The organism is Streptomyces aculeolatus (assembly GCF_020400605.1).
Lineage (GTDB): Bacteria > Actinomycetota > Actinomycetes > Streptomycetales > Streptomycetaceae > Streptomyces > Streptomyces aculeolatus.
The window spans coordinates 25,339-37,824 of sequence record NZ_JAINRD010000010.1 but is presented as its reverse complement, the minus strand read 5'-3'; the positions used below and the strand labels follow the sequence as shown (position 1 = coordinate 37,824).

13 protein-coding genes are annotated in these 12,486 nt (G+C 75.7%); 6 read left to right on the top strand and 7 right to left on the bottom strand.

Annotated features, from left to right (window positions below):
• Positions 1–51: 51 nt before the first annotated feature.
• Positions 52–1,368 (top strand): MFS transporter, encoded by a 1,317-nt coding sequence (locus LG396_RS18500; protein WP_225795578.1) that lies wholly within the window; start codon positions 52–54, stop codon positions 1,366–1,368.
• Positions 1,369–1,389: 21 nt separating this feature from the next.
• On the opposite strand, the gene LG396_RS18495 is transcribed toward LG396_RS18500, so the two are convergent.
• From LG396_RS18495 to LG396_RS18480, 4 genes are all read right to left on the bottom strand, one after another.
• Positions 1,390–2,424: a P1 family peptidase gene (locus tag LG396_RS18495; protein WP_225795577.1), complete on the bottom strand. Its 1,035-nt coding sequence runs from the start codon at positions 2,422–2,424 to the stop codon at positions 1,390–1,392.
• An 11-nt stretch (positions 2,425–2,435) separates the two neighbouring features.
• Positions 2,436–3,401, bottom strand: a complete 966-nt coding sequence (locus tag LG396_RS18490) for a WD40 repeat domain-containing protein (protein WP_225795576.1) — start codon at positions 3,399–3,401, stop codon at positions 2,436–2,438.
• Positions 3,402–3,572: 171 nt separating this feature from the next.
• Positions 3,573–4,190, bottom strand: a complete 618-nt coding sequence (locus LG396_RS18485) for a hypothetical protein (protein ID WP_225795575.1) — start codon at positions 4,188–4,190, stop codon at positions 3,573–3,575.
• A 37-nt stretch (positions 4,191–4,227) separates the two neighbouring features.
• Positions 4,228–4,668, bottom strand: a complete 441-nt coding sequence (locus LG396_RS18480) for a hypothetical protein (RefSeq protein WP_225795574.1) — start codon at positions 4,666–4,668, stop codon at positions 4,228–4,230.
• Positions 4,669–4,861: 193 nt separating this feature from the next.
• On the opposite strand from LG396_RS18480, the gene LG396_RS18475 reads away from it, so the two are divergent.
• From LG396_RS18475 to LG396_RS18465, 3 genes are all read left to right on the top strand, one after another.
• Positions 4,862–6,088, top strand: coding sequence for a sensor histidine kinase (locus LG396_RS18475; protein WP_225795573.1), 1,227 nt, complete (start codon positions 4,862–4,864; stop codon positions 6,086–6,088).
• Positions 6,085–6,687 carry a response regulator transcription factor gene (locus LG396_RS18470; protein ID WP_027742640.1) on the top strand — a complete coding sequence of 201 codons (603 nt, stop codon included), beginning with the start codon at positions 6,085–6,087 and terminating at the stop codon, positions 6,685–6,687. Before LG396_RS18475 ends, LG396_RS18470 begins: the two co-directional genes overlap by 4 nt.
• Positions 6,688–6,969: 282 nt before the next feature.
• On the top strand, positions 6,970–9,285 hold the full coding sequence (locus LG396_RS18465; protein ID WP_225795572.1) for a glycosyl hydrolase family 18 protein: 2,316 nt from the start codon (positions 6,970–6,972) through the stop codon (positions 9,283–9,285).
• Positions 9,286–9,512: 227 nt separating this feature from the next.
• On the opposite strand, the gene LG396_RS18460 is transcribed toward LG396_RS18465, so the two are convergent.
• Complete coding sequence (locus tag LG396_RS18460) at positions 9,513–10,244, bottom strand: permease prefix domain 1-containing protein (protein WP_263979301.1); 732 nt, start codon at positions 10,242–10,244, stop codon at positions 9,513–9,515.
• Positions 10,241–10,582 carry a PadR family transcriptional regulator gene (locus LG396_RS18450; RefSeq protein WP_027742643.1) on the bottom strand — a complete coding sequence of 114 codons (342 nt, stop codon included), beginning with the start codon at positions 10,580–10,582 and terminating at the stop codon, positions 10,241–10,243. The genes LG396_RS18460 and LG396_RS18450 overlap by 4 nt, the downstream gene beginning before the upstream one ends.
• A 75-nt stretch (positions 10,583–10,657) precedes the next feature.
• Here LG396_RS18450 and LG396_RS18445 point away from each other — a divergent pair, with 75 nt between their 5' ends.
• Together LG396_RS18445 and LG396_RS18440 are read left to right on the top strand one after the other, a co-directional pair.
• Positions 10,658–11,134, top strand: a complete 477-nt coding sequence (locus tag LG396_RS18445; RefSeq protein WP_225795571.1) for a hypothetical protein — start codon at positions 10,658–10,660, stop codon at positions 11,132–11,134.
• 3 nt (positions 11,135–11,137) lie between these two features.
• On the top strand, positions 11,138–11,401 hold the full coding sequence (locus LG396_RS18440) for a hypothetical protein (protein WP_037744531.1): 264 nt from the start codon (positions 11,138–11,140) through the stop codon (positions 11,399–11,401).
• On the opposite strand, the gene LG396_RS18435 is transcribed toward LG396_RS18440, so the two are convergent.
• On the bottom strand, positions 11,394–12,467 hold the full coding sequence (locus LG396_RS18435) for a DUF4037 domain-containing protein (protein ID WP_225795570.1): 1,074 nt from the start codon (positions 12,465–12,467) through the stop codon (positions 11,394–11,396). The genes LG396_RS18440 and LG396_RS18435 overlap by 8 nt on opposite strands.
• Positions 12,468–12,486: the final 19 nt, after the last annotated feature.

Sequence of the window (12,486 nt, the reverse complement as noted above, 5' to 3'; positions counted from 1 at the left end):
ACGGCCGTCGCCCCGGTGCTGACGAGTCACCGTTTCGAAAGAGAGCCCCCGATGGCCACCGCCTCGCGCCGCCGGCGCCTGTCGCTGTCCCTGATGTTCCTCATACCCGGGCTGTCGCTCTCGTCGTGGGTGACGCGCACCCCCGACGTCCGCGACGAGCTGGGGGCGTCCACAGCCGAGATGGGGCTGATCCTCTTCGGCCTGTCCGTCGGCTCCACCATCGGCATCGCCAGCTCGGGGGCGCTGGTGGCCCGGATGGGCACCCGGCCGGTGATCGGCGGCGGCACGGTGCTCATCGCGCTCGGGGTCGCGGGGGTCGGCACGGGGGCGCTCGCCTCGTCGGCGGCCCTCGTCACCGCCGGTCTCTTCGTGTTCGGCCTCGGCGGCGGCTCCGGCGAGGTCGCGCTGAACGTGGAGGGCGCGGAGGTCGAGCGGCTGCTCGCGCGGTCCGTGATGACGACGCTGCACGGGTTCTTCAGCCTCGGCACCGTGCTCGGCGCGAGCCTCGGCATGCTGGCCACGGCAGCCGGCTTCCCCGTGCAGTGGCACCTGCTCATCATGTCCGGCGTCGCACTCGCCGTGTTCCTGGCCGCCTTCGGCGACGTACCCGGCGGCGTCGGCAAACGGGCCGCCGCGGACGAGGCGGCGGACGCCGCCGAGGACGGCGACGGCACGGCGGCGGGCCGGCCGCTGTGGAAGGACGCCCGGCTGCTGCTGATCGGCGCGGTCGTCCTGGCCATGGCGCTGGCGGAAGGCGCGGCGACCGACTGGCTGCCGCTGCTGATGGTCGACGGCCACGACCTGGACGCCGCGCTGGGCTCGCTGGTGTACGTGGGCTTCGCCGCCGCCATGACCGTCGGCCGCTTCTGCGGCGCCTTCTTCATCGACCGCTTCGGGCGCTACCTCGTGATCCGCACCAGCGCGGTCTCCGCGGCGCTCGGGCTGGTCGTGGTGATCTTCGTCGACCACCCGGTGGCCGCCGGTGCCGCGGTCCTCTTCTGGGGCCTGGGCGCCTCGCTGGGCTTCCCGGTCGCCATCTCGGCCGCCGGCGACTCCGGTCCCAACCCCACCGCCCGGGTGAGCCTCGTGGCGATGATCGCGTACGGGGCCTTCCTGGTCGGCCCGCCCGGCCTCGGCTTCCTCGGCGACCACTACGGGCTGCGCTCCGCGATGATCGCCGTCCTCGCGCTGGTCGCCACGGCGATCTTCCTCGCCCCCGCGGTCGGCGAGCGCCGGCCCGCGGTGGCGGACGTCAAGAACGACCCGGAGAACGCGCGGAAGTCCGGGGCGGAGAACGCCCCGCGGCCCGGCGCCGCGCCCGCGGACGAGGCCGTGGACGAAGCCGCGGGCGCCGACCGCGACCGGTGAACCGGCGCCCGGCGGGGGAGTTCAGCCCCGGCCGAGCAGCCGGAGCAGCCGGTCCGCCGGCAGCGCGTACCGGGTGCGCCCCCCGGGGCCCGTCGTCGTGGTGGCGGCGAGCAGCGAGTCGAGCACCGCCTCCTCGACGGCGTCCATGACGCCCTCGAAGAGCGGGTCGAGACCGGCGTCCGGCGGCGGCGGGCCGCCGGGCCGGACGCCGAAGGCGATCGCGTAGTCGCCGCTCCCGTGCCCGTACGCCGCGCCCGTCCTGGCCAGCGCGAAGACCGCCCGCCGCGCGACCCGGGCCAACTGCCTGGCGTCCAGCGGCGCGTCGGTGGCCGCGACGACCATGCACGAGCCCGCCTGCGGTGTGTCCCGCGGGCCGGGAACGCCGACGTCGGCGGGGGACACGGTGCGGCCGAGGACGCGCAGCGTGCCGCCGAAGTTCGCCTGTACGAGCACGCCGACGCACGCGCCCTGCCCGCCGGCCTCGACCAGCCGCGACGCCGTGCCCACCCCCGCCTTGAAGCCCAGCGCCGCCACCCCCGTGCCCGCGCCCACGCACCCCTGCGCGACCGGCCCGCCGGCCGCCCCGTCGAGTGCGGCGCGCACGTGCCCTTCCCGTACCGGCCGGGCGCGGATGTCCGACAGGGCGCCGTCGTTGCACTCGCCGACTACCGGGTTCAGGCTCGTCACCTCCGCGCACGCGGGCCGCTCCAGCATCCAGCCGACGAGCGCGTCGGCCGCCCGGAACGCCGACAGCGTCGAGGTCAGCAGCACCGGTGTCTCCAGCGCGCCCAGCTCGGCGAGCTGCGTGCTGCCGATCAGCTTCCCGTACCCGTTCCCGGCGAACACCCCGGCGGGCAGCGGCGCCCCCGGGTGCACGTCGCCGGGCACGATCGCGGTGACGCCGCTGTGCACCAGCGGGGGCTCGCGCAGCGTCACGTGCCCCACGCGCACCCCCGGCACGTCGGTGATCGCACCGTACGGGCCGGGCGCGAACCGGCCCGTCACCAGCCCCAGGTCCCGGGCGCGGCGGGAGGGCGCTGTCGCGAGTTCGTCCATGGGGCCGCAGGCTACGCCCCCGGCGCCGGCGGCAGGTTCCACACCTGGAGCACCCCCGTGTTGCGGGACGCGGTCACGAAGCGCCGGCCGTCCGGGGAGACGGCCACCGCGGACAGGTAGCGCGACTCCGTACGGAACGTGCGGGCCGCGGCCGGCGGCGTGGCCGGGTCCCAGACGTGGGCGACGCCGCCGCTGCCGACGCTGACGATCCGGGAGTCGGGGGCGACGGCGATGCCCGACACCGTCTCCCCGTGCGCGGCGACGTCGACACCGGTCGTCGTGCCGCTGCCGTCCAGCTCCGTGAACTGCATCCGCCCGTCGACGCCGCCGCTGACCGCGCGGGCGCCGTCCGGGGTGACCGCCAGCCCCTGGACGAAGCACCGGTGGGCCGCCACCGGGCCGCCGACCGGGCTGCCGTCGGCCAGGTCCCAGACGCGCAGGACGCCGTCCCTGCCGTCCTCGTGCCCGGTGCTGACGATCTTCTTGCCGTCCGGGGTGACCGCGACCGCGGCGACCAGTCGGTGCGCCTGGAACGACCGCCCGGCCGGCCTGCCGCTCTCCACGGAGAGCACGTGCACCTTCCCCTCGCCGCCGCCGGTGACGATCCGCCCGCCGTCGGGCGTCAGCGCGGCGGACACCGACATCGCGACGCCCCACTCGCCCATGTACCGGTGCACGTCCAGCGGCCCGGTGACCGGCTCGCCGGTCCGCAGGCTCCACACGCCGACCGTGCCGTGGCCGCTGGCCACGACGCGCTCGCCGTCCGGTGTCACCGCGACCGACCTGACCACGTTCGCGTACGTGTCGATCTCCGCCAGCAGCTTCCACGGCGCCAGGCGCCAGATCCGCAGCAGCCCGTCGCCGCCTCCGGTGATCACGTGGCGCCCGTCCGGCGTCATCGCCAGCGACTGGATCCCGCCGCGCTGCTGCGCGCGGGCACCCGGCCTCGACAACAGCCGTTCCCGCCACCCTGCCACGCCGTACTCCCCTCCGCGGGCACCGCCGGATCACCGAAGGCCGCGACGGACCACCGCGGTCCGGTCGCCGGCGCCCCAGGCTGCCACGCGGGTCCGGGGACCCCTCCCGCGACCGTACGGGGACGGAACAGGGCCCGGCGGCGCGGACTGCACGGCACCGGGCCCGTACGGTCAGTGGGCGAAGAGGAGTTCGGCGGCGATCACCACGTCCACGACCCCGCACCACTCCGCGAACGTCGGCGCCACGACCCCCTCCAGCCTGCGCATCCGCAGGTGGACGAAGTCCCATACGCCGTGGAGGAACCAGCCCGCCGCGACCAGGTAGCGGCCCAGCTCCGGGTCGGCCGCGAGCCCCGCCACCGCGAGCCCGCAGAACAGCACCGCGCCCGCGCTCTGCAGCCCGGAGACCGCCGCGCCGTGCGGCGTGCCGCGGACGGCGGCCCACAGCAGCAGCCCCAGCGCGGCCGCCACCAGGACGGTCGACGGCGCCACGACCCCCGCTGCGCGCAGCGCGACCATCGACGCGACGCCGGCGCCCAGGACCGGCCAGGTCCAGCGCGGGCGGCCGATCCGGGTGACGACGAGGTAGAGCAGCGGCAGCAGGGGCAGCGCCTCGCCGAAGGCGTCGACCGCGCCGCCGGGGTCGCCGCCGCCGCCGGAGAACAGGCCGGGCAGCGTCAGCGCGAGCGCCAGCGCCGTCGGCCACCGGCGCAGCAGCGCCCGGGCGGGGCCGGCCCCGGCGGGGCGGGTGCGGCCGGCGGAGGTCTTCGGGTACGTCGTGACCGACATGGCAACTCCTCGGTACGCCGGGGCGATCGGGCGGGGATCAGGCGCCGTACTCGGCGCGGCGGCGCAGCATGGCCAGCAGCATCAGCGGCAGCATCGCCAGGTGTTCCAGCACCGTCAGCGAGTCCGGCGACACCGCGCCCAGCCACAGCAGCGGGAACAGCACGGCCGCCGGGACGAACATCACGCCGCACATCTCGGCCGTGCTCCGCACGCCGTGGCCGCGGACGCGCATCCACAGCGCCATGCCCGCGGACATGCTGAACGCCATCTCCAGGCTCACCAGTTCGGGGTGGCGCGCCGCGGACAGCTCGAATCCGGCCAGCGCCAGCCCGCCGCGGACCGCCGCGCCGAGCACGAGCATGCCGGCGGCCATCGCCACCACCATCTCCACGTAGTGGCGGGCGAAGTGCCACCAGCCGTGGCCGTGGCGTGCCCCGGGGGATGTACGGGGGGCGGGGGTCTCGGTGGGTGTCCGCACGGCGGTCTCCTTCGGGATACGGGGCCGGGGTATCCCGGCGCCGTCCCAGAGTGGGCCCTCGCCGGGGTGCGCCAGTAGTGCCGAAGCCGCATGTCCGCGCGTGCCGCCGTCACGTACCCGCATGACATCCGTCATGCGGAGAGGGGCGTTACGGCACGGGCCGCCGGCGCGTCCCTGCTGCCACAATGTCGGCGTGCGCGACGGGGTGAGCGAACGCGGGACCGGGCTGACCGGCTTCCGCCGGTACACGTGGTGGGCGGTGCCCGGCACCGCGGTGCTGTGCCTGCTGCCGCTGTACGGCGGCTGGCTGCTGGACGGTGACGTGCCGCGGTGGACCCGCGCCCCGGCCGTCGCAGCCCTCGTCGTCGCGGCGGTGGCCAGCGCCGTGCTGCTCAGCGCCCGGCTGACGCCGCCGGCGCCGGACGGCTCCGGCCCCGTACGCCCGCCGCGCGGCTGGGTGTTCGCCGCGGTCGCGGCCACGGCCGTGCTCGCGGTGCTGCCGCTGCTGCGGCAGAACTACGGGCTGTGGGGCCTCGCCCCCGCGGTCACCGTGGCGATCGGCGCCACGTACCTGACCGGCCGCCGCCGGCTGCTGCTGGTGGCCGGGGCCGTCGCGCTGGCGGTGGTGCCGGGCGGCGCGGTCAGCCTCGCCGCCGGGGACGGGGAGTTCGCGTACGCCGCGCTCTTCCCGGCGGGGCTCGTCGCGTTCACCGTCTGGATGCTCCTCGGGCCGCTCTGGGCGTGGGACGTCGCCGGGCGGCTGGACCGGGCGCGGCGGCTGGAGGCGGAGGTCGCGGTCAAGGACGAGCGGCTGCGGTTCGCGGCCGACCTGCACGACATCCAGGGGCACCACCTCCAGGTCATCGCGCTCAAGAGCGAGCTGGCCGCCCGGCTCGCCGAGCGCGACCCGGCGCGTGCCGCCGCCGAGATGCGCGACGTACGGCAGTTGTCCGCCGACGCGCTGCGCGACACCCGCGCCGTGGTGCACGGCTACCGCACCACCACCCTCGACGACGAGATCGCCAACGCCACCCGGGTGCTCGCCGCGGCCGGCATCGACGCCCGGATGACCCTCGACCCCGCGGCGGTCACCGCCGGCCGTGCCGCGCCCGCGCGGCACCTGCTGGGCCTGGTCGTCCGCGAGGCCACGACCAACGTGCTCCGGCACAGCAGCGCCCGCAGCGCCGAGGTCGACTACCGGCTGGCCGGCGGGGCGGCGCGGCTGCGGTTCAGCAACGACGGCGCCGCCGCGGCCGGTCCGGCCGCGGCCCCCGCCCACGCGCTCTCCGGCGGCTCCGGCCTGCCCGGTCTCGCCGAGCGGCTGCGCGCCGCGGGCGGCGAGCTGACCTGGGGCCGGGACGGCGACCGCTTCGAAGTCGTCGCCTCGCTGCCGGGCCCGGCGGACGGAGCCGCGCGGTGATCCGGCTGCTCCTCGCCGACGACGAGGACCTGCTGCGCAGTGCGCTCGCCGCGCTGCTCGCGCTGGAGGACGACCTCGACGTGGTCGCCGAGGCGGCCACCGCCACCGACGCGGTGCTGCGCGCCCGCGAACACCGCCCCGACATCGCCGTGCTGGACCTGGAGATGCCGCCCACCGACGGGCTGCGGGCCGCCGAGGAGATCCGCGCGGAGCTGCCCACCCAGATCGTCATCGTCACCCGGCACGCCCGGCCCGCCGTGCTGCGCCGTGCGCTGGCCGCGGGCGTCCGCGGCTTCGTGCCCAAGACGACCCCGGCGGCCCGGCTCGCGGAGATCGTCCGGGACGTCGCCGCCGGCCGCCGCTACGTCGACCCTGACATCGCCGCCGCCGCGCTCACCGAGGACGACTGCCCGCTCAGCGACCGCGAGCTCCAGGTGCTGCGCGCGGCACGTACGGGCGCGTCGGTCGCGGAGATCGCCGCCGAGGTGCACCTCGCGCCCGGCACCGTACGCAACTACCTCTCCGCCGCGATGGGGAAGCTCGGCGTCTCCTCGCGGCACGCCGCAGCACACCGGGCCTGGCAGCAGGGCTGGATCTGAGGACCGCGCAACAGCCTCTGGCCGCCCGCGGGACGGGTCCGCAGCGGGTCAAGGGACGGTAAAATTTACGGGGATTGGTCCAGTCCTTTCTGCCCCGCCGGAGCGTGGGGGACCCGCCCGGGCGCCCGGATTGGTACGGTCCGCCGCCCTCACCCCTCACATTGACATGTCCGCGACCCGGGGCTGTCTTAGAGGTCTATACCGCACGATTCGCGTCCGACCACCCGAGCCCTCGGACGACCCGGCGCGCGGGTGGACGTCGTCTTCCCCACAAGGAGAGCCGTGTCCGTGCAGAGAGCCGCACCCTTACGCCTCAGATCGTTTTCCGCGTCCAGACGCCTGCTCGCCGTCCTCGCCGTGCTGGCGCTGGCGCTCACCGGACTCACCACCCTCGCCCCGCCCGCGAACGCCCAGGCGGGGCTGACCGCGACGTTCAGCAGCTCCGGCAGCGGCTCGTCGTGGACGGGCAAGTTCGTGGTCGCCAACGCCGGCACCGCCGCGGTGGAGAACTGGTCGCTGGAGTTCGACCTGCCGGCCGGCGTGTCGATCAGCAACCACACCCACGGCACCGCGCAGGTCGACGGCCGCCACGTCACCGTCACACCCGCGTACTACAACGCCCGCGTACCGGCGGGCCGCGACACCGAGCCGTACAGCTACACCTTCACCGGCAGCGGCCCGATGACCGCGCCCACCGGCTGCCTGATCAACGGGGACAAGTGCGACGGCAGTCCGGCCGTGCCCCCGCAGGCGCCCGGCGGCGTCGCCGTCGCCGACACCACCGCCCGCACGGTGACGCTGAAGTGGAACGCGGCGACCCAGGGCGACTTCCCCGTGACCTCGTACGAGGTCCTGCGCGGCGGCGCCGTCGTGGCGGCCAGCGCGACCACCCAGGCCACCGTCCGCGACCTGACCCCCGCCACCTCCTACGAGTTCGCCGTCCGGGCCAAGGACTCCCGCGGCAACGAGGGCCCGCCCAGCGCCCCCGTGACCGCGACGACCGTGGACCCGGCCACCGACACGGTGCCGCCCACGGCGCCCCGCAACCTGCGGTCCACGGCGGTGACCTCCAGCACCGTGGAGCTGAAGTGGGACGCGGCGACCGACGACAAGCGCGTCGCCGCCTACGACGTGTACCGCGGTACGGCGCTGGTCGCGAGCGTCCCCGCGGACACCCTGACCAGCACGCTGACCGGGCTCACGCCCGCCACGCAGTACGACTTCACGGTCAGGGCCCGCGACGCCGCCGACAACCCCTCGCCCGCCAGCAACACCCTGACCGTCACCACCGACGAGGCCGTCGGCCAGGGCGGCTACGCGAAGGTCGGCTACTTCGTGCAGTGGGGCATCTACGGCCGCCAGTACTTCGTGAAGGACCTGGACACCTCCGGCGCCGCGGCCAAGCTGGACGTCATCAACTACGCCTTCGCCAACATCGACCCGAAGAACCTCACCTGCCTCAACGGCGTCACCAAGGGCACCACACAGGACCCGCAGGACCCGAACCAGGGCGACGGCGCCGGCGACGCCGAGGCCGACTACGGCCGCGCCTTCCCCGCCGGCCAGTCGGTCGACGGCGTCGCGGACGACGGCTGGGGCAAGCTGCGCGGCAACTTCAACCAGCTCAAGAAGCTCAAGGCCAAGCACCCGCACCTGAAGATCCTCGTCTCACTGGGCGGCTGGACCTACTCCAAGTACTTCTCCGACGTCGCCAAGACGCCCGCCTCCCGGGAGAAGTTCGTCAAGTCGTGCATCGACATGTACATCAAGGGCGACCTGCCCGCGTACAACGGCGCCGGCGGCCCCGGCGTGGGCGCCGGCATCTTCGACGGCATCGACCTGGACTGGGAGTGGCCGGGCTCGCCCGACGGGCACCCGGGCAACCACTGGTCCACCGACGACAAGGCCAACAACACCGCGCTGATCGCCGAGTTCCGGCGGCAGCTCGACGCGCTGGGCGGCGACCACAAGCTGCTGACCGCCTTCACCCCCGCCGACCCCAAGAAGATCGACGCCGGCTGGGACCTGAAGGAGATCTTCAAGTACATGGACTTCGCCAACGTCCAGGGCTACGACTTCCACGGCTCCGGCAGCGACAACTCGTGGGAGCCCAACCGCACCGGCCACCAGGCCAACCTGTACCCGGACGCGCAGTCGCCGTACCCGAACGACTTCAGCATCGACGGCGCCGTGCAGCACTACCTTGACGCGGGCGTCAAACCGCGCAAGCTGACCATCGGCTTCCCGTTCTACGGGCGCGGCTGGCAGCAGGTGGCCGACGGCGGCGCGAACGGCGAGTGGCAGAGCGCCAACGGGGCCGCGCCCGGCCAGTTCCAGGAGGAGGCCGGCACCCGCGGCTACGACAACCTGGTCGCCATGGTGCCCAGCATGACCGTGCACCACGACACCCAGTCCGTGGCCACGTACGGATACACCGGCGCGAACGGCCAGTGGTGGTCGTTCGACGACACCTGGGCCATCGACCAGAAGACGGCCTACATCAGGGAGAGGGGGCTGCTCGGCGGGATGGTCTGGGAGATGTCCGGAGACCTGTCGAACGGCACCTTGTTCAACGCGCTGGACCGCGGACTCCCGTAGACCGGGGAGGGGCCGTGCGGCACGCCACCACCGTACGGGCAGGGCCCGGCCGCGGTCTTGCGGCCGGGCCCGACCGCCCCGCCCGCGGCGCGCCGTCCGGGCGCCGCGGGCACCCGCGCGCACCCGGGGCGTCCGCCGGCCCCCGGGTGCGCGTGTGGTCCGCGGGTGCCCGGCGGGTGTCCGCCGGGCGCTCCCGGGGGCCGGTGGCGGCGGGCGGGGCAGACGCGTCAGCGGGCCAGTTGCGCGCAGTGCCGGCAGGCGCGGGCGGAGGCCGCGAGCCGGGTGTGCGCGACGAGGGTGGCCGCGCCGGCCAGCGCGCCCGCCGGCCAGTGCTGCGCCAGCACCGCCCCGGCGGTCAGCGTCAGCGCACTGACCGCGAGCGCCACGGCCGCGGTGGTGCCGGTCCAGGCGACCACGAGCGGCAGTTGCCGCGGGGTGGCCGGGCGCCGGGAGAAGGCACCGGTGGCGGCCAGCGACCCGGCGGCGAGCAGCGCGGCCACCGCGGCCAGGCCGCCCAGGTTGGCGGCGAGCACGTGCACGGCCGCGGGCAGTTGCCCGCCCGCGTCCTCGGCGGTGGCGCCGACCAGGTACCAGCAGGCCATCAGGAACGGGACGATGAGCGCGACGATCCGGGCGGTCTGCCGGGCCTGTGCGATCGTCAGCTCGCGCTGGAACGCGGGGCCGACCTCCGCCACCGTGCCGAAGTCCCGCACCGCGCGGGCCGCCGCGGCGGGGCGGGACGGCGCGCCGGCCGCGGTGTGCGCGTCGGTGGCGTCGGCGAGCCCGTCGCGCACCTCCGCCAGCATCCGGGACTTGACGCGGGCGGGGCCGTGCAGCGCGGCGGCCAGGGCGGCCAGGTGGTCCTCGACGGCGCCGTGTTCCGCTGCGCCGTGCTCCGCGGCGCCGGGGGCGGCGCCGGGGGCGGCGCCGGGGGCGGCGCCGGTGTCGTCCGCGGTCATGTCGCCGGCCTCGGGGCCCGGCCCGGGTCCAGGACCGAGCCGATCGCGCTGGTGAACTCCCGCCAGGCGGTGCGCTCGTCGGCCAGCGCGCGCCGGCCCGCGTCGGTCAGCTCGTAGCAGCGCCGCCGCCGCTCGCCCACCGACTCCCAGGTGCTGCGCAGCAGGCCCGTGCGCTCCAGCCGGTTCAGCGCCGGATAGACCGTGCCTGTACGCAGCTCCAGCGCGCCCGCACTGCGCTGCTGCACCGCGGTGATGATCGCGTAGCCGTGCAGCGGCCCGCCCTCGAGCGCGGCGAGCAGCAGCCCGTCCAAGTGTCCGCGTACCGGATCGCCTCTCATGGGCGCCCACCCTACCTCCTGTTGTTGGTGTGCTATGTATTGGCAACCAACATATTGAACCTCTGGGAGGGTGCGGTGACGAAGTTCCTGCTGTCCGTACACGTGCTCGCGGCGATCCTGGCCGTCGGGCCGATCGCCGTGGCGGCGTCGGTGTTCCCCCGGATCGCCCGGGAGCAGGCCGCCGCCGATCCCGCGCACCGCGGTGGGACCGCCGCGTTCCTGCACCGCATCTGCCGCGCGTACGCGGTTGTCGGCCTGGCGGTCCCCGCCTTCGGCGTGGCCACCGGCGCGCAGCTCGGGGTGCTGACCGACGCCTGGCTGCTCGCCTCGATCGCGCTGACGGCCGGCGCCGCGGGCCTGCTGGCGTTCGCGATACTGCCCGGACAGCAGCGCCTCCTGACCCGGGTGAGCGGCGACGCCCCGGCCGTGGAGGACGACGGGCTGCGCTCCGCCGCGAGCCGGCTGGCCATGCTCACCGGGGTCTTCAACCTGCTGTGGGCGGTCGTCGTCGTGCTGATGATCGTCCGCCCCGGCTCCACCACGGGGGCCTGAGCCGTGCGCGCGCTGCGGATCGCCGCCGCCGTCGAACTGGCCACGCTCGCGGCCCTGCTGGTCAACCTGGCCACCGTCCACACCGGTGCCGTCGCCGCCCTCGGCGGCCCCGTGCACGGCACCGCCTACCTCGCGGTCATCGCCCTCACCTGGGCCACGACCCCGGCGGGCACCGCCCGCGGCACCCGGTCGCGGGCACTCGTCCCCGGCGTCGGCGGGCTGCTGGTGCTGCGCCGGCTGCGCGGCGGGCGCCCGCCGGTCAGCTGACGGCCCCGCCGGGCCGCGCGAGATAGCGGCGGCGGCGGTCGGCGAAGCCGTGCGCGGTGAGGTCGGTGCTGTCCGCGTACTGGTCGACCGACCCCACCGGCGGCAGCGCCGCCAGCTCCGGTTCGGCGACCGTCGCCATCAGTGCGGCGCAGAAGCGCTCGGCGCCCAGGACGAGGAAGGGCCGCTCGTGGAACGGGCGTACCGCCGGGTCCTGCGGCTCCGTCAGCCCCAGCGCGTTGTGCATGCGCGCCACCCGCTCGTACGCGGGCGACAACTGCCGCTCCCGCTCCCGCCAGCCGCGCGCCGCCAGCGCCCCGGACAGCAGCGGCGCCAGCTCCGCCGCCTCCGGCAGGGCGGCGAAGGCGGTGCCGAGCCACTTGCCGTACGGCGGATAGACCCGGTGCATCAGCAGGCACAGCCGCATCAGCTCGCGCACCTGCCGGGCGGCGGTCACCGCGGACCCCAGGTCGTCCCCGACCTCCCCGCAGCGCCCCACGAACGGCTCCTCCTGGTGCAGCCGCTGCCACTGGCACGCCAGCACGTAGCGCCACACCTGGTCCGGGTAGCGGGCGAGGCCCTCCCGGTACGACGTGAGCACCCCGGCGCCGTCGTGGAACACCGCGCCGCCCGTCAGCTCCCGCAGCACCTGCCACGGCGCCGCCAGCCAGCCGCCCACCGAGAGGCCGCCGTCCGGCACCTCGCCGAGCTGCTCCGCGAAGTGCCCGGTGACGTCGAGCACGTCGACCCAGTGCCGCGGCGGTGTATCGCCGGGGAACGCGAAGCGCACCGGGTGGCCGCCGAACTGCTCCGGCAGCTCCCGGTCGAGCAGCGCGGTGAGCCCCGCGGCGTGCTCCCGGTGCGCGGCCGGCGCGAGGAACACCTGGAGCCGCGGTCCCCAGGCGTGGTCCGTCGAGCGCGGGGTGTCGAAGCCCTGCACCTCCGAGCCCCAGCCCAGGAGCGCGGCGGCGTACGGCGTCCCGGCCGGCAACGCGTCCAGCAGCGGCGCGACGACCTCGGCGTGGAAGTCCCGGGCGAGGTCGAGGCCGGGGCGGAATGCGGTGCTCATCGCCGTCACCCTGGCAGAC